A 17,456-nucleotide genomic window follows, 5' to 3' on the forward strand; every position below is an offset into this window, starting at 1 on the left:
GGCCCCCCTCCCGCGCGGGGGCGGCCGGCGCCCCCCCCCGCGCGCGCCCGCCCGCGGCGCGCGGCCGGGCCCCCGCCCCGGGGGCCCCCGCGCGCCCCCCCCCCCCCGGGGGGGTGGACCGCGTCGCGGTCCACCCCTCGGTCGTACATCCGGTCGTACGCGCGTCAGCGCTGCTCCACCTCGCCCGGAGCCGGACGCTGGGTCGGCACCGTCGGGTCCTCCGACTTCCAGTTCGTCGACGCCGGCGGGATCTCGTCGGTCAGTGGCCCGCCCACCGGCTGCGGCCGGGGCTGCTCGACGGTGTCCGTGTCGCGTACCGGCTCCTGGTCCACCCGGGTCGGCGTCGGGTCGTCCACCGCCGGCTCGGCGCGGTGCCGGGCCGTCCCACCCTCGGGTCGGGTCACCAGCCACACCCCGAAGACGACAGCGATCAGACCGAGGACACCAGCGACGATCGGGCCCCAGAAACTGATCAGGCCGATCTTGAAGCGGTTCTCCTTGACCGTCTCGACACTGCGGCTGACAGTGTCGTCGGTGTAGTTGAAGTCCGCATCCAACAGCACGGTGGGGGTGCCGGTGTTGGGGCGCAACTCCTTGTGCTGCTGCTCCCGCACGTTCACGTAGGAGCCGGTCACCGGGTCGACCCAGAGCGTACGGATGTTGCTGTAGACCACCTCGCCGCTGGTCGCGCCGGGCGCGAACTTCCCGACCAGCGTCTGGATGCTGCTCTCCGGGGTGGCGAGCACCTCGTTCTCGATCCGCTGCTCGAAGCGGTACGCCTCGATGCCCTTGACCTTCTCGGTGCCGACGAACTTCGCCGGGACGGCCCGCTTCAGGTCACGGTCGAAGACCTGGTAGTCGCGCTTGGCGGTGCCGAACGGGAACTTGTAGATCTGGCCGGTGTACTTCACGTTGCCGACCGGAGTCCCGTCCGCGCCGGTCTCGTTGAGCCACTGGTCCTTCCACGAGGCGGCCGCACCGGAGATCCGGTCGAGCGCGAGCTCGGTGCTGTACTGGCTGACCACGTCCTGGTTGTCGGTGCGCCGGACCGTCTGGTAGACGTCCCAGATCACCGCGTCGCCCTTCAGGTCCGCGGGCAGCCGATCCTTGGTGTCGTCGGGCTGCGGAATTACCTCCACGTTGGACACCAGGTCGCCTTGCGGAACCTCGATGCTCACCGCGCTACCGGTTGCCGTGATCTTCAGGAACCTGGCGTTCTTCGCCTCGGCGACGGACGTCGTCGGCTCAAGATCATAGGGGAGCTTGGTCACGGCGGGGGCCACGTAAAACGGCAGCCCGGCCGCGAAGACCAGCAATAAGACGCCAAGCCCGAAGAGCGCGGCGCCCACGCGAAGCTTCACTCATCCTCCTGTAACCTGCCGCCCTACGACCTGTTGTCCGGGGCACCCGATCCTTAACATGGCGGGAGGTTACTCCCCGGTCACCTTCAAAGCGACCCCCTGGATGTCCAGATGTCCACAGCCGCCGCGCCAACAGTTTCGGAGCCTTCGGCAACCGGCCGACTTCCCGCCCTCGACGCGCTGCGAGCAATCGGCGCGGTGGCGGTCGTGGGTCACCACGTCGGGTTCCAGACCGCCGCCACCATGAACACCGCCTGGGGCGGTTGGCTGGCTCGACTGGACGTCGGCGTCGCCATCTTCTTCGTACTGTCCGGGTTTCTGCTGTTCCGGCCGTGGGCGCTCAACGCCGCGACGGGCCGGGCCCGACCCGGCGCCGAGCGCTACCTGTGGCGGCGGGCCCTGCGCATCCTGCCCGCCTACTGGTTGGCGGTCGTGGTCTGCCTGATCGTCCTGCCGCAGAACGGGCAGGCGTCCCTCGGCGACTGGATCCGCCACCTCACGTTCGCCCAGATCTACCAACCCGGGCAGTTGCGCGCCGGGCTCAGCCAGACCTGGAGTCTCGCCACCGAGGTCGTGTTCTACCTGCTCCTGCCGCTGATCGCCGTGCTCGCCGTCGGCCGGTCCTGGCGTCCGGTCCGGACCATCGTGATCGTCAGCGGGAGCGCGCTGCTGACCGCGGCGTGGCTCGCCATGATGGGGCTCGGCTGGCTCGACACCGCCCTGCACACCATGTGGTTCCCCTCGTACGCCGCCTGGTTCGGCACCGGGATGGCACTGGCAGCGGCGCACGTCGCCCTGCGCACCGGGACCGCGCCCGCGGCCTTCCGGGTCCTGGACGACCTGGCCTCGGCGCCGGTGACCTGCTGGGCCGCCGCCGTCGGGCTGATGGCGATCGCCACGACGCCGGTCGCCGGCCCGCGCGACCTCAGCGAGCCGACGGCCGCCGAGTTCGGCGTCAAGCTGGCCCTCTACCTGCTGATCGCGGCGCTGATCCTGATCCCGGTGGCCTTCGGCGGCGCAAGCCGGGCCAAGGAGGTCTTCGGCAGTTCGTCCGCCCGGTGGCTCGGCGCGGTCTCGTACGGGCTGTTCCTGTGGCACCCCATGGTCATCGAACTCATCTACCTGGTCGACGACCGACCGCTGTTCACCGGCGGGCTACTCGACACCTTCGCCCTCACCATGGTCTTCGGTCTGGCCTACGCCACGGTCAGCTACTACGGCGTCGAGCGGCCCCTGCAACTGCTCGGCTCGCAGGGTCGACGTCGACCCACCGGGCGTGGGCGGACGCCCGAGACCCCTGCCGGCGGCGTGGCCGCACCGGCCGCCACGCCGCCGACCGTCGCGGCCGGCACTGCGGTGCCCACGGTCGGCGGGTAGCGCCCAGCGCTGGCCCATCGGGGCATTGCCGGCCGGCACACCAGCCCCTAATGTGACGCGGGTCGCTAAATTACTTGAGAGTAGGGTTCGCGTGGAGCGTCGCTTCGGCATGCCCGGACACGTGTTGTTCCTCAACTGGCGAGACACCCGCAACCCCGAGGGCGGCGGTTCCGAGGTGTACGTCGAACGGATCGCCGCCGAACTGGTGGCGCGCGGATTCCGCGCCACTCTCTTCTGCGCCGCCCACCGCCAGGCGCCGGCCGACGAGGTCAACGAGGCGGGCGTACGGATGGTGCGGCGCGGCGGCCGACACAGCGTCTATCTCTGGGCGGCACTCTGTTACGTCGGGGGCGCGTTGGGCATCGGCCCGCTGGCGGCTCGCCGCGGCGGCCGGCCCGACGTCCTGGTGGACGTCTGCAACGGGTTGCCCTTCCTCGCCCCGCTCTGGGCACGACGCCCGGTGGTCAAGCTGATCCACCACGTGCACCGCGAGCAGTGGCCCGTGGTGCTTCCACAGTGGGCGGCCCGGTTCGGCTGGTGGATCGAGTCGTCGCTGGCCGTACGCCTCTACCGGCGGTGCCGGTACGTCACCGTCTCCGAGGCGACCCGCCGAGAGTTGGCACTGCTCGGCGTGCCGCCGGAGCAGGTCTCCGTGGTGCACAACGGCACCCCGGCGATGCCCCACACCGACGCCGAGCGGGCGACGTTCCCGCTGCTGGTGACGCTCAACCGGCTGGTGCCGCACAAGCGGGTGGAGGTGGCCCTGCGGGCCGTCGCGGCCCTCGCCGACGAGCTGCCCCAACTACGTCTGGTGGTCGCCGGTCAGGGCTGGTGGGAGTCGCACCTGCGGGACCTCGCCGCAGAGTTGGACATCACCGAGCGGGTGGACTTCCGCGGCTTCGTCACCGAGGAGGAGAAGGCCGCCCTGCTCGCCTCGGCCTGGGTGGCCCTGACCCCGTCCCTCAAGGAGGGCTGGGGGCTCACGATCGTGGAGGCGGGTTCGGCGGGCACCCCGACGGTGGCGTTCCGGGGAGCCGGCGGAGTCGCCGAAGCGGTCGTCGACGGGCGTACCGGCCTGCTGGCCGACGACATCGACGACTACCTGATGAAGGTGCGCACGCTTCTGCACCAGGACGAGCTGCGGCAGGAGATGGGCGCCCAGGCCCGGGAGCACGCCGCCAGCTTCACCTGGCAGGCCGCGGGTGTGCGCTTCGAGGCGATCCTCAAGGGTGTGGAGTCGCCCCGCCCAGTGCGGCAGCGGGGCGAGCCGTCCTACCTGTCGCCGTAAACCGCGGGGGCGTACGGGTCCTTCTTACCGGCGCGCTTGGCCGCCTCCGAGACGAGCTTGGCCTCCTTTGCGGCCTCCTCGTCGGTGGCGGTCGCGGCGGCCGAGATCCCGCCGAGAGCCAGGATCCCCAGCAACGCCGCCACCAGGCCAGACACGACCAGGGTCAGAGCTCTACGCATGCCAATCCTCCAATGGCGAGACGTGCGAGCGGACGTTACCACGCGGTAGCTCGCCGGTGTAGTGCCGAAACGGCGGCAGCGACGACCACCAGAAGGGCACCGCCGAGGGCCGTCACCACCGCCAGTCGGGCCGGTCCGGACGGGCTCGGTGGCAGCACTGTCTCCGGGTTGCGGTACAGCGTCAGGAACGGCCCGTCATGGACCGTCTCCAGGCCGCCGAGCAGCTGGGAGTCCACCTCGCCGGAGACCTCGTGCTGCACCAGGACCCAGCGCACCCCCGTGGTCCAGACCGGCCGCCCCTCGGCCAACGCCCGGCGCATCTCACCGACGCGCGGGTTCTCGCCGGCCACCGCGACGTCGCCGACCCGGAGCGTGTCGTCGGTCAGGACGGCCCCCGGCAGAAGGCGGGGTGCCGGGTCCAGGACGACCCGGCCAGGGTTCCACGGGTACGCCCGGTAGGCGCTCAGCGGCAAGGCGAGGATCTCCCCCGGCTCCTCCTCGATGTGCTCGGCCACCCGCTGCCACTCGGCCGGATAGCTCACCGGCCGAAGCCGACCGACACCGCCGAACGCCAGGTCCGGCAGGACGGCCACCGGCAGGAACAGCAACCCGACCAGCACCACCCCGGCTACCTCCCGGTCGACCCGGGCCACCAGCCGCTCGGCCCCCAACGCCGCGCACACCACCAGCAGCAGCGCGTACGGCGCCAGGAACTTCTGCCCGTCCCGCAGCAGCCCCGCGCCCGGCAGATGCGCCACCGCCCAGCGCAGCGCGGCATCCCCGCCGGGGAGCAGCCCGAGGACGGCCAGCAGAAAACCGGTCCCGGCGAGCACCGCCAGGCGCACCGCCCCACCCGGGGGTAGCCGGCGCCGCAGCAGGCCGGCACCGACACCGGCCAGGATCAGCAGCACGAGGGTCGCCACCGGCACCAGTGCCGCCGCGCGACTGGCGGGGGTGGCCTGTGCGCTCCAGATTCCGCCGGTGCCGGCCAGCGCCACCACCGGGCCGGCCCAGTTCTCCGAACGCGCCGCGAACGCCGCCACCCCCGCCGGGTCCGAGGTACCCCCGGCACCGGTGACCAGGGCCGCGACCACCCAGGGGAGGTTGAGCACCCCGACCGCGGCCAGCGCCTGCCGGGACCGGTGCGGATGCATCCGCTGCGACACCAGCAGCGACCGGGGTGCGCGCATCCGATCCGACGTCAGCACCAGCACCGTGCCCAGCGCGATCAGACCGCCGGTCGGCGTGATGGCGGCCGGGGCGGCGGCGAGCACCACCCGGGCGAGCGCGCCGTCGCGCCCGGCCCGCAGGTCCAGCGCCGCCCGCACCAGCCAGGGCAGGGCGGCGTACGCGAGCAGCAGCCCCCACTGCCCGATCAGCAGCCGCTCGGCGAGGTACGGCGACCACGCGTACGCCAACGCGGCGAACAGCCGGACCGCACGCCGTTCGGTCGGCACCAACCGACCGGCGCCGACCGCCGCGAGGAAGACCGCCCCGGCGAGCACGAGGCGCTGCACCACCCAGCCCGGCACGAGTTGGGTGACCAGCGAGACCAGTGCGTCCATCGGCACCGCCCGGGGCAGGCTCTGCGCCGGGGCGACGAGATCCCAGGTCAACGGCTGCCGGGGTACGAACACCATGTCGTACAGCAACGCGTAGCCGGGCGCCGCCAGCGGGGCCAGCACCACAACGGTGACCGCCGCCGCGACCGCGTACAGCGACAGCGTGTCCCGCCCCCGCGGAACCGGTGCGGCCCCGGCACCGCCGGTCGGCTCAACCATTCACGATGCCGGCACCGCCCGGCCGACGGTGATCAGCTCGGTGCACACTCCGACCCCTGGCGTCCGGACGGTGACCTCGACAGCGTCCCCCGCACCCTCCAGCAGGAAGAACACGTCGTTCAGCCCGCGTCGCAGGGTGATCTCGCGGGTGGCGTCCCCGAGCCGGAACAGCGCTGTGGAGTCACCCGAGCTGAGGTAGCCGAAGTGCACCACGTACGGCCACTCCACCAGGTACCCGTCCAACGGGATCCGGGTGGGTCGACCGCCCTCGGCCAGGTGCCCGCAACCGTCCACCGGGCCGGGCAGGATCTTCCGCCCCTCGACCACGACCGGTCGGATCCGGCCCAGCTCGTCGAAGGTCGACGGCCGCGCGGCCTCCGCCACGAAGGTGGGTCGACGCTCGGCCGGGCGGAAGAAGTGCGACTGGAGATTGTCCGGCCAGAAGTAACCGGCGACCACCCGGTCCGGGACCGCGGTGTCGAAGAAGACCGTGCCCGGCGGCGCTGCGGCGAGTTCCGCCTGCGTCGTCTCGAGGTATTCCCGCCCGTACTTCGTACTCCAGTTGTCACCGAAACGGGCGGTGCTCCACAGGGTGCCCACGCCGATGGTCGCCAGGACGACGATCACCGAGACCAGCCCGACAGCGAACGCGCCCGGTTCCCGCAGGACGGTCGGCACCGGCCACGCCGACACCTCGTCCTCGTCGGTGTCCCTGATCCCCAGCAGGGCCGCACCCACACAGATCGCCGCGACCAGCACCACGTCGGCGACGTACCGGGGGACGACGCCGATCAGTGGGCCGAGTGGCCCGCCGAGCCGGGTGATGGCGAAGAGCGCGGCCACCAGGCCCAGGTAGGAGGTGAGCAGCAGCCAGGCCCGGCCGGCCGACGGACGTCGCCGGACGGTGACCACGACGAGCGTCGCCAGCACCGCCCAGGACAACCACTTCGCGATGTCGTACGGGTCGACCAGCGGGGGACCGTCACCGGCGTAGGTCCAGCGCCAGGGACCGCCGAGCAGACCCGGCACCACGGTCTCGCCGACCAGGTCGCCGAGGAAGGTGAAGACCGGACCAACCGAGGTCGGGTCCCGCAGTTCACCGGAGGGACGCGTCAGATAGAACGCCAGGTATCCCCCCGACAGCGCGCTGAGCATCAGCCAGGCCGGCCATTGCCGGCGGATCGCCGTCAGGAGACTGCGCCACACACCACCGGACGTGAAGAGAAAGACGGTCAGCAGGAACAGCAGCGGCACGATCAGCAGGGACTTGGTGTCGAAGAGCAGGCCGAACACCAGCCAGAGCGCGACCGCCACGAGGTGACGCAGACGACCGGTCCGCACGTACCGGACCTGGGCCGCCACCGCCATGACCAGGGCCAACTGCATCGGCAGTACGAGCAACCCGACCAACCACAGCGAGGAGACCTCAAGCGTCAGTGGGCTGAACACGAACAGGCACAACGGAATGAGCAGTCCCCAACCCGGGCGGAGCAGATCGCGCAGCAGCCGGTAGAGAGCCATCCCGGTCGCCGCCTGGCCAACCGCCAGCAGCAACACCCACGGCCAGGTGGCGAAACCCGCCGCCCGCACCATCGCCCACGCCACCAACAGGCCGCCGGGCATGAGGTGGTTGTTGAACGTACGCAGGAGGTAGTCCGCGTCCAGCCCGGTGTCGAGGACCTGGGCGGCGATGACGAACTCGTCCTGCGAGAACCAGCCACGGGTGGCGAGGCCGGCCCGCCAGGCGACGGACACCGCGATGAGACCGATCGCCACGGCGCGGACGGGGTCGGCGCGGAGCCATCGGCCGACCGGCCCGGGCCCGTCGCCGTCGGACGCGACGCGTTCCGGATGCGTCTCGGCCTCAGCTTCTGGCATTGACATGGTCGGCAGCCTGCCACACGCTTACACGCCGTGGGGACGGCCGTTCTCCCGATAACGCCACCGCAGCGCCCCTGGTCGCCCGTCCGTGCCCGGTCCGGATAACGTCGCGCGACAGTCGTCGGCTGCAGGTGCGCGTCCGGCCGGTGAAGACAGGAGCCGACATGCGTGCAGAGGTGGCCAGTGGCGCCGATCCGGGGTCCAGCCGGAGCCGGCACACGGCCCGACGGTTCCGGCACCTGGTCATCTGCATCGCGCTCACCGCCCTCGCCTTCCAGCAGGCCCCGGGCCAGGTCGTTCCGGACACCAAGGTCGACCTGTTCGTCAACCCGGCCGGGTGGCTGCTCCGCTCGCTGCACCTGTGGGACCCCACCGGCACGTTCGGCCAACTACAGAACCAGGCGTACGGCTATCTCTGGCCGATGGGCCCGTTCTTCCTGCTCGGGTCGGAGTCCGGCCTCGCACCGTGGGTGGTGCAGCGGTTGTGGTGGGCACTGCTCTTCTGCGTCGCCTACCTGGGGGCGGTGCGCCTGGCGGGCCGACTCACCATCGGAACGCCCGCCGGGCGCATGATCGCGGGCGTCGCCTTCGCGCTGTCACCGCGCATCCTCACCCAGCTCGGCTGGTCCTCGGTGGAGGCCTGGCCCAGCGCCGTCGCCCCCTGGGTGCTCATTCCACTGGTCGGTCTCGCCGCCGGCACCCGACTGCGACGCGCCGTCGCCGCGTCGGCCATCGCCGTCGCCTGCGCCGGTGGGGTCAACGCCACCGCCGTGTTCGCCGTGGTGCCACTGGCCCTGCTCTGGCTCGCCACCGTCCAGCCCGTACGCCGCCGGGTCACCGCCATCGCGGCCTGGTGCGGCGCGGTGGCCCTGGCCACGGCGTGGTGGTTGGTTCCGCTGCTGGTCCTCGGGCGGTACAGCCCACCCTTCCTGGACTACATCGAGACCGCCCGAAACACCACGAGCGTCACCGACCCGGTGACCACCCTGCGCGGCGCCTCCTACTGGGTCGCCTACCTGGCCTCCCCGTTCGGGCCGACCATCCCGTCCGGCGCGCGACTCGCCAACGAGGCGGTGCTGGTCGCCGCCACCCTGGCGGTTGCCGCCCTCGGTGTGCTCGGGCTGTCCCGACGGGGAATGCCGCACCGCCGGTTCCTCATCACCGGTCTGGTGCTCGGCGTCGCGCTCGTCGGTCTCGGGCACGTCGGTGACCTGCCGAACATCCTCGCCGGGCCACAGCGGGAGTTCCTCGACGGCGTCGGCGCGCCCCTGCGCAACGTGCACAAGTTCGACGTCCTGCTCCGCCTGCCCCTGTGCCTGGGCATGGCGCACCTGATCGGGCTGGCCGTCCGGGCGGCGCGCACCGCGCCCGCGCGGCACCGCCCGCGAACCGTCGCACGCGCCTGGCTGACCGCCGGCGCCGCCATCGTCGCCGTCACGGCGGTCGCCACGCCCGCCCTCGCGGGCGGTCTCGCCACCCCTGGCAGCGTCAAGGAGGTGCCCGGCTACTGGCACGACGCCACCGACTGGCTCGACGCGAACACGGGACGCGGGCGGGTGCTCGTCGTGCCCGGGGCGCGTTTCCCGTCGTACGACTGGGGCAACACCACCGACGAGATCACCCAGCCGCTGCTCGACAGCCGGTGGGCGGTACGCAACGCCATCCCCTTCACCCCACCGACCACGATCCGGCTGTTGGACGTGATCGAGTCGACGCTCGCCACGGGCGCCGGGTCGACCGGCCTGGCGGACCTGCTGGCCCGATCCGGAATCAGTCACGTCCTGTTCCGCGCCGACCTCGACCACGGCCGCTCCGACACGGCCCGCCCAGCGGTGGTCCGGCAGGCGCTGGAGCGCTCACCCGGGTTGACCCGCGTCACGTCCTTCGGCCCTCTGCGCGGCGGACCCTCGTCTCCCGACGAGTTCCGCGACCACGGGCTCGACGTGCCCGTGCGGGCGCTGGAGGTCTACCGGGTCGACCGGCCCGTCGAGCCGGTGGTCGCCTATGACCGGGCCGACGTGACCACGGTGGTCGGTGGCCCCGAGTCACTGCTCGACCTCGCCGCGGCCGGGCAGCTCGGCCCGGCGCCCACCGTCCTGGCCGGCGACGCGTCGAGTGCCGACGTCACCGGGCCGGTGGCGATGACCGACGGTCTGCGCAGGCGGGACGTGTCGTTCGGCGGACTACGGGACAACACCTCCCAGACGTTGACCGCCGACGACACCTTCGACGTTACCGCCCCCGCCCACGACTACCTGCCCGAGTGGGGTGCGGAACACTCCACCGTCGCCCGGTTCGAGGGCATCACCGCGATCCGCGGCTCCACCGCCCGCTCGCAGGTGGACTCGCCCGGCGGTGCCCGCCCCGAGCACCAGCCGTACGCGGCGATGGACGGCAACTCGGCGACCTCCTGGCAGTCCGCGCCGTACTCGCCCAGCGACCAACAGTGGATCGAGGTGAGCCTCGCCAACCCGACGACTGTCACCCGGGTCGAGGTGTGGTTCGACCTGAAGGCCGATGCCCTGCCCACGACGGTGACCGTCAGCGCCGGGTACGAGAGCAGCACCATCGAACAGTTCACCGACCACATGGTGTTCGAACTGCCCGGCGTCCACGCCACCCGCGAGGTCCGGGTCTCGGTCGACGGCGCGTACGACCTGCGCCCGTTCGGGAACGGCTCGGTCGGCATCGCGGAGATCAAGATTCCGGGCATCCAGACCAGCCGCACCCTGGTCCTACCCGCCGCACCGGCGACCGACCGGCCGGCGACCGTCGTCGTGTCCGCGGCACCCACGACACCGGCCTGCTTCTCGGTCGACGGGCACCCGCGCTGCTCCACCGACGCCATCCGTGGTTCCGAGGACGGCTCCACCATCGACCGGACCCTGACCCTGCCGGCCGCCGGCGCGTACGACGCCAAGCTGTGGGCGCGGCCAACGCCGGGTCCCGACCTGGACAACGCCCTCGACAAGTTGGTGACCGAGGCGCAGCCGTTGCGCCTCGCGGCGCAGATCAGCGCCTCCTCGACGGCGGTGCCCGACCCGACCGGCCGAGCCGGCGCGGCGCTCGACGGGAACCCGGCGACCAGCTGGTCACCGGCGACGGACGACGAGGCGCCGATCCTGCGACTCAAGTGGCTCAAGCCGCAGACCATCACCGGGCTCCGCTTCTCGACCGACGAGAGGACGGCCGCCACCCGGCTCGGCAGCGTGCGCGTGGTCGGCGACGACGGTTTCCGCAGCAGCCTGCTCGGCGACGACGGGCTGCTCCGCCTGGACCCGCCGATGCGGACCGACGAGATCACCATCCAGTTCCTCGACAAGCCGTCCGCCACCAGCGTCGACCCGTACAAGCTGCGGCTGCCGGAGCGGCTGCCCATCGCGGTCGGTGAGGTGACGGTGCTCCCCGGAGCGCCCACCGTCGGCCCGCGCCTCGACGCACCCCTGTCGCTGGCCTGCGGATCGGGGCCGACGCTCCAGGTCGGCGCGGCGCGGGTGACCACCACGCTGCGCGGCACGCTCCGCGACCTGCTGGAGATGCGCGAGATGCCGGTGACGCCGTGCGGCCGGAACACGCCCCGGCAGCTCGACCTGGGCCGCGGGGAGCACCGCATCGTCGCCACCCCGAGCCAGCTGGCCTCGCCGACCACTGTCGCCCTGGTACCGAAGACGACCACGCCGGCCTCGGCCACCGCCAGCGCCACCGAGGTCGAATCCTGGGCGGCCACCGAGCGACGGGTACGGGTGGCCAGTCACCCCGTCGACCGGGTGCTCGCCGTACGGGAGAACACCAACACCGGCTGGCAGGCCACCCTCGGCGGGCGAACGCTGACGCCTCTGGTGGTGGACGGGTGGCAGCAGGGCTGGATCCTCCCCGCCGGCGCTTCCGGAGAGGTGCTGCTGCGTTTCGCTCCGGACACGCCGTACCGGGCGGGGCTTCTCCTCGGCGGCGTCCTGCTCGCGGTGGTGGTCCTGCTCGCGGTGGTGCCCGCCCGACAGCCCACCGGGCGGACCTCGGCGACCGTCCGACCACACGGCCGACGTCGAGTCACCCGCTCGCTGCCGCTGCTGGCCGTCGGAGCCGCCGCGCTGGTGCTGTGGAGCGGCCTGATCGGCGCTCTGCTGGTCGCGGCGGGATTCATGCTGGCGGTGCCCGGCCCACGTCGCCTGCCCTGGCCGGCCGATCCTCGGCGGGCCCGGACGATCAGCCGGGCCGTGGAGACCTGGCTTCCCGGCGCGCTCATGCTGCTCGCCGGGTTGCTCTACCTCGACTCGACGCGCCGGAACACCGACGCGCTCGTGCAACTCACTGTCGTCGTCGCCCTGGGTGCCCTCTGGCTCTCCACCGCCGCCCGACGACGGCCGGTACGCCGGCCCACGCCAACCGCCAGGACCGCAGCCGTCCCGGCGACGGCGACCGGCGAGGGACCGAAGCCGGACCTGGCCACGCCGGACACCACGGAGCCGGTTGGCAACGATCCGGTGGCGGCTGAGCCGGTGACGGCCCAGCCGGTTGGCAAGCAGCCGGTTGGCACGGAGCCGGTTGGCACGGAGCCGGCGGCCAACGAGCCGGACCCGGTCGAGCGCGACACGGTCGAGCCGGCGGGGCCCGGCCGGTCGGCGGGGCCAGCCGACGGGCAGCTTCCGACCTTCTCCGAGATCACGTGAGCCCTCGACGACCGGCCCGTCGGGAGAAGACGGCCCAGACGGAGCTGACCCGCGGCTGGAGTACGGGCCTCGGCGCTGCCGGGGTCAGCGTCACCCTGGCCGGGATCCTGGTCAACGGCCTGGCCTACGTGGTTCCGGTCCTGGCCGCCCGGCGGCTCGACCCGGCCGACCTCAGCGTGCTCGCCGCCGCCCTCGGCCTGGTGGCCATCGTCGGTGTGCCCGGGCTCGGCCTGCAACTGGCCGTTGCCGTGCACCGCGCCCGGCACGGCGCATCCGACACTCGGCGGCTCACCGCGGTCACCGCCGCAGTATGCGCGGGAGCCCTCGTCGCGGCGACACCACTGCTGGTCATCGCCCTGGATCTCCCGGTCGAGATGCCCGCGCTGCTGGCGGTCACCACCGCGGCGATCGTGCTCTCCTCCCGGTCCCTCGGGGAATTGCAGGGAAGCCAGCGCTTCGTACGACTCGCCATCGGGATGGCGGTGCTCGCCGCCGGCCGCTATGGCGGCGTGATCGCCGGGTTGCTGCTCGGCACGGGCCCGACCGGTGCGCTGGCGGTCGGCGCGTTGACCGCCGCGCTCACCCCTGCGGTGCTGGCCCGACTCGCCCGCGAGCCGCAACGGTCGTCCACCGCCGCACGGCTGACCGTCGCTCAGGTCGTTGCCGGCTGCGGTGCGACCCTGGCGATGCTCGTCGTCTCCTACGCCGACCTGCTGCTGTCCCGGCAACTGCTGTCCCCGTCGGATTCCGGGGCGTACTCGGTCGGCACCGTCCTGAGCAAGGGCGCGCTGTGGGCCCCGCAGGTGGCCGCCGTCCTCGCCCTACCGAGGCTGGCTCGCGGTGACCGGCGCAGCCGAACGGTCGCGCTCGCGGTGACCGGCGGGTTTGGCGTGGTGCTCGTCCTCGCCTCGACGCTCGCCGGAGGGCTCGCCTTCCGCCTCGCCGGAGGGCCCGACTACGACCACCTGGGCCGGTACGCGCCCCTCTTCGCGGCGGTCGGTGCGCTCTACGCGGTGACGTTCGTGCTGCTCAACGACCGCCTCGCGGCCGGCGCTCGCTGGGCGGCGGCACCGCTGTGGCTGGGCGTGGCCGGCCTGGTGGCCGTCACCGCGACCCTCCGGCCCCACACCGTTCCCGGCCTCCTCCTCGCCGCCCTGGGCACGGCCGTCGTCACCACCGCGCTGATGGCGGTGACGGCCCGTCGGCCCGCCCCGGGGGTCGACCCGACTAGCCCTCCGCCAGCCAGTCGGTCAGCAGCCGGTGGTCGATCGAGTCCACCCGACCGAGCGGGCGACCCGAGGCCGCCCGGTCCCGCAGCTCCGCCCGGGTGAACCAGCGCGCCTCCAGCAACTCCTCGCCGTCCACGCGTACCTCGTCGGAGGTGGCGGTGGCCCGGAAGCCCACCATCAGACCGGCGGGGAACGGCCACGCCTGTGACCCCTGGTAGGTCACGTCGGTGACGGTCACGCCCGCCTCCTCGCCCATCTCCCGACGGACCGCGTCCTCCAGGCTCTCGCCGATCTCGACGAAGCCGGCCAGCGTCGAGTACGCGTCCTCGGCCGCGCCCGCGTGCCGGGCCAGCAGACAGCGACCCGACCGACCGGGTGCCTCGACCAACACGATGATGGCCGGCTCGATCCGGGGGAACAGCAGACGTCCGCACTCCGTGCCGGTGCAGGTCCGCAGGTGCCCGCCACCGCCGGCGACGGCCGCCGCGCCGCACGTCCCGCAGAATCGCTGCTGCCGGTGCCAGTGCAACAAACCCCTGGCGTACGCCAGGACGGCCGCGTCGCCGGGTTCGAGCCGCCCGACCAGTGCCCGCACGTCGACGGAGCGCACCGCGCCAGCCATCTCGACGGCGGACCGCTCGGGTAGCGCCGACAGGTCCGCGGCGAACAAGGCGGCCTCCCCGTCGAGCCCCAGGAAGACGGTCTCGCCGGCGGCGGACCGGACCAGTGCCGCGCGTTCCGCGCTGAGCCGGACCGGCCCGTGCCCGTCGACGAGACAACGGTCCCGCCACATCGGCAACAGCACGGCGGTCGACCCGCTGAGCAGCGCGCCCAACCGCGTCGGATCGGTGCGCAACGGTCCCGCCCGGTCCAGCGATCCGCCCCCGTACGCCAACACCCGCTCCGCAGTGCCCACCCGGTCACCGTGCCACGTCGACGATGGGCCGTCGGCACCGCCCCCGGGCCGGTGCGACACGCCGAACGACACGCAGTAGCAGCGCCTGGTGGGCGCAGCCGACGAGGACGGCCGGGCATTCGTTACCGTAGGTGCCTCCGGGAGGGAGGACCTCCCGCGGCACCCTGGCGATCGAGGTTGCAGTGACGCTGTACGGCGACAACAGTCCACCCGCCGACGACCGGCCCACCGTGCAGGTCACCGCGGTCACCTGGCCGGACGACGGAGCTGAACCGGTCACCACAGCCGCCCCCGGTGAGCTGGACGGCGGCCCGAGCCGGCCGCGTCGGGTGCGCATGCTGCTCGCCGCCGGCATCACCGGTGGCGTTCTCGCCGCTGTGGCGGGTGCCGGCGCCTGGGCGTACGCCGGTGACGTTCCCCGTGGCACCAGCGTGCTCGGCACCGAGCTGGGCGGCCGGAGCCGCGCGGACGCCGACCGGGAGTTGCGGGCGGAGCTGGACCGGCGGGCGGCAACGCTGGCCACACCGCTGAAGGTCACCGTCGACGGGCGCACCGCCGAGATCAACCCCGCCGACGTGGGGCTGACCGTCGACGTGCCGGCGACCGTCGCGGCAGCCGCCGAGGCCAACGCTCACCCGGTCAGCCGGTTGGTCGGCTCCCGCACCGTCGAACCCGTGGTGACCGTCGACGTGGGCCGGTTGGACGACGCGCTCCGTAAGGTGCTCGGCGACCAGGCCCAGGGCATGACGATGCCGGCGATCACCTACCAGGGCACCACGCCGAAGGTCGTACAGCCCAAGCCCGGGCTGGCGCTGAACCCGGAGCGTTCCGCCGAGGTGGTCCGCACCGGCTGGTTGGCCGGCGCCCCGGTCACCGTTCCCCTGGTGGAGACCCACCCGGCGACCACCGCCGAGGAGTTGGACCGGATGGTCACCGAGCTGGCGAAGCCGGCGGTCGCCGCACCGGTCACCCTTCGGACGAACAAGGGTCAGGTGACGATCCCGCCCGCCGCCATCGCGAAGAGCCTCCGGTTCGGTGCCGACAAGACCGGCAAGCTCACCCCCTCGGTGGACGTCAAGCGGCTGCGGGCGGCGCTCGGCGACAAGCTGACCGCCATCGAGGTGCCGCCGCAGGACGCCACGATGACGATCTCCGGTGGCCGGCCGACCGCCAAGGAGGGAAAAGCCGGGCAGCAGCTGGACGCGGCAGCCCTCGGTCGAGACCTGCTGGCCGTACTGCCGAAGGCGGACGGCCGCGAGGTGACCGGCGAGTTGAAGCCGACGCCGCCGCAACTGACCGGGGAGAAGCTTGCCGGGCTGGGCATCAAGGAGCGGGTGTCGACCTTCACCACCCGGTTCACCGGCGGCATGGCCTCGTCGCGCAGCCAGAACATCGCCACCATCGCGAGAAAGGTGGACGGCACCGTCGTACTGCCGGGGAAGACGTTCTCGCTCAACGGCCACACCGGCGAGCGCGGCTACGCCCAGGGCTACCGGGACGCACCGGTCATCCTCGACGGCAAGCTGGTGCCGGGCGTCGGCGGCGGCACGTCGCAGTTCACCACCACGCTGTTCAACGCGACCTACTACGCCGGCCTGGAGGACGTCGAGCACAAGCCGCACTCGTACTGGTTCGACAGGTACCCGGCGGTCATCGAGTCGACAATCTTCTGGCCGAACCTGGACTTCAAGTTCCGCAACAACACCGAGTACGGCGTGCTCATCGACACGTCGTACACGTCGAGCACGATCACCGTCTCGATCTGGAGCACGAAGATCTACGACAGCGTGAAGACCGAGTACGGGCCACGCCGCAACATCACCACGCCGAAGCAGATCCACCTGACTCCCGGTCCCTCGTGCATCGAGACCAACGGCATCAACGGCTTCACCCAGGACGCCTTCCGGGTCATCAAGAAGGGCGGCGCGGTGGTCAAGCGGGAGAAGTTCACCTGGCGCTACGACGCGGAGCCCCGCTACGTCTGCGGACCGAAGCCCTCCTGATACCCCACCCGCTCCGGGTCGATCCTGCGCTGCGCTGCTGTGCTGTGCTGTGCTCTGAGACCGGCTGTGCTCTGAGACCGGCTGGGGTCTGAGACGACCGGCTGGGGTCCGAGACCGGGCGCTGCTCTGAGGGCGGCTGGAGTGCTGGAGTCAGCTCAGGTCTGGAGTCAGCTTGGCGGCGTTGTCGCCGTGCTCATTGCGCTTGCCGCCCTGCGGCGGCATCGGTACGACGCGGCTCTCCTGCACCCGAGTCTCCGCCCGGAACCGGTGCGCCGCGGGGTGCCACATCTCCTCGAACGGACCCACGACCTCGCCACCGATGCCACGGCGACGTACCCGGGACGCAAGCCACCAGAGGGTGCCCAGGACCGCCGCCAGGCAGCCCACGAACACCGCGACTATCAGGACCTCATCCACAGGCCGAGCCTAGCCCCGGCCGCCAGCCCCAGCCCCGAACCACAAACCCAGGACGTCGACCCTCGCCCCTGACCTGACCTGACCTGACCTGACCTGACCTGACCTGACCTGACCTGACCTGCAAGATCGTGCAACATCCTGGATGTAGTGGTGTCCACACCCCACGAGGCCACGACAACCAGGATCGAGCATGACCTTGAACGGGTCGCCGCGGTCGCCGCGGTCAGGAAAAGGGGATACGCAAAGAAGCCCACCCCGAAAAGGGGTGGGCTTCTTTGGAAGATTGTCCGGCGGCGTCCTACTCTCCCACACCCTCACGAGTGCAGTACCATCGGCGCTGGAGGGCTTAGCTTCCGG

At 72.3% G+C, this 17,456-nt stretch carries 11 protein-coding genes and 1 rRNA gene; 5 read left to right on the forward strand and 7 right to left on the reverse strand.

What is annotated here, in order from left to right:
* Positions 1–164: 164 nt before the first annotated feature.
* The gene (gene pgfA, locus ACZ6NZ_RS32250; protein WP_465861625.1) at positions 165–1,361 is read right to left on the reverse strand and encodes a cell envelope lipid trafficking protein PgfA; all 1,197 of its coding nucleotides are present in this window, start codon (positions 1,359–1,361) and stop codon (positions 165–167) included.
* A gap of 111 nt (positions 1,362–1,472) precedes the next feature.
* Between pgfA and ACZ6NZ_RS32255 the strand changes: the two genes are divergently transcribed.
* Both ACZ6NZ_RS32255 and ACZ6NZ_RS32260 read left to right on the forward strand, forming a co-directional pair.
* Positions 1,473–2,738, forward strand: coding sequence for an acyltransferase family protein (locus ACZ6NZ_RS32255; RefSeq protein ID WP_465861627.1), 1,266 nt, complete (start codon positions 1,473–1,475; stop codon positions 2,736–2,738).
* Between the two features lie 109 nt (positions 2,739–2,847).
* Positions 2,848–4,026 (forward strand): glycosyltransferase family 4 protein, encoded by a 1,179-nt coding sequence (locus ACZ6NZ_RS32260; protein WP_465861628.1) that lies wholly within the window; start codon positions 2,848–2,850, stop codon positions 4,024–4,026.
* Here ACZ6NZ_RS32260 and ACZ6NZ_RS32265 read toward each other — a convergent pair.
* Genes ACZ6NZ_RS32265 through ACZ6NZ_RS32275 form a run of 3 tightly spaced genes read right to left on the reverse strand, consistent with a single transcriptional unit; the run spans position 4,011 to position 7,864 of the window.
* Positions 4,011–4,205 carry a hypothetical protein gene (locus ACZ6NZ_RS32265; protein ID WP_196920206.1) on the reverse strand — a complete coding sequence of 65 codons (195 nt, stop codon included), beginning with the start codon at positions 4,203–4,205 and terminating at the stop codon, positions 4,011–4,013. The genes ACZ6NZ_RS32260 and ACZ6NZ_RS32265 overlap by 16 nt on opposite strands.
* 35 nt (positions 4,206–4,240) lie before the next feature.
* Positions 4,241–5,986 carry an MmpA family trehalose lipid delivery protein gene (locus ACZ6NZ_RS32270; protein ID WP_465861629.1) on the reverse strand — a complete coding sequence of 582 codons (1,746 nt, stop codon included), beginning with the start codon at positions 5,984–5,986 and terminating at the stop codon, positions 4,241–4,243.
* Positions 5,987–7,864 (reverse strand): hypothetical protein, encoded by a 1,878-nt coding sequence (locus ACZ6NZ_RS32275; protein ID WP_465861635.1) that lies wholly within the window; start codon positions 7,862–7,864, stop codon positions 5,987–5,989. It lies immediately after the preceding gene.
* A 167-nt stretch (positions 7,865–8,031) separates the two neighbouring features.
* Here ACZ6NZ_RS32275 and ACZ6NZ_RS32280 point away from each other — a divergent pair, with 167 nt between their 5' ends.
* Positions 8,032–12,534: an alpha-(1->3)-arabinofuranosyltransferase domain-containing protein gene (locus ACZ6NZ_RS32280; protein ID WP_465861630.1), complete on the forward strand. Its 4,503-nt coding sequence runs from the start codon at positions 8,032–8,034 to the stop codon at positions 12,532–12,534.
* Entirely contained in the window at positions 12,531–13,865 is a 1,335-nt protein-coding gene (locus tag ACZ6NZ_RS32285) for a lipopolysaccharide biosynthesis protein (RefSeq protein WP_465861631.1), read from the forward strand. The genes ACZ6NZ_RS32280 and ACZ6NZ_RS32285 overlap by 4 nt, the downstream gene beginning before the upstream one ends.
* Here the strand turns inward: ACZ6NZ_RS32285 and nudC are convergent.
* Entirely contained in the window at positions 13,762–14,679 is a 918-nt protein-coding gene (gene nudC, locus ACZ6NZ_RS32290) for an NAD(+) diphosphatase (RefSeq protein ID WP_465861632.1), read from the reverse strand. The two genes, ACZ6NZ_RS32285 and nudC, sit on opposite strands and share 104 nt — an antisense overlap.
* 182 nt (positions 14,680–14,861) lie before the next feature.
* On the opposite strand from nudC, the gene ACZ6NZ_RS32295 reads away from it, so the two are divergent.
* On the forward strand, positions 14,862–16,682 hold the full coding sequence (locus tag ACZ6NZ_RS32295; protein ID WP_465861633.1) for a VanW family protein: 1,821 nt from the start codon (positions 14,862–14,864) through the stop codon (positions 16,680–16,682).
* A gap of 150 nt (positions 16,683–16,832) precedes the next feature.
* Here the strand turns inward: ACZ6NZ_RS32295 and ACZ6NZ_RS32300 are convergent, their stop codons facing one another.
* Both ACZ6NZ_RS32300 and rrf read right to left on the reverse strand, forming a co-directional pair.
* Complete coding sequence (locus ACZ6NZ_RS32300) at positions 16,833–17,099, reverse strand: hypothetical protein (RefSeq protein ID WP_465861634.1); 267 nt, start codon at positions 17,097–17,099, stop codon at positions 16,833–16,835.
* A 285-nt stretch (positions 17,100–17,384) separates the two neighbouring features.
* Positions 17,385–17,456: ribosomal RNA gene (rrf, locus tag ACZ6NZ_RS32305) — 5S ribosomal RNA — on the reverse strand; the annotation flags it as partial.

The organism is Micromonospora sp. NPDC047756, from assembly GCF_055587245.1.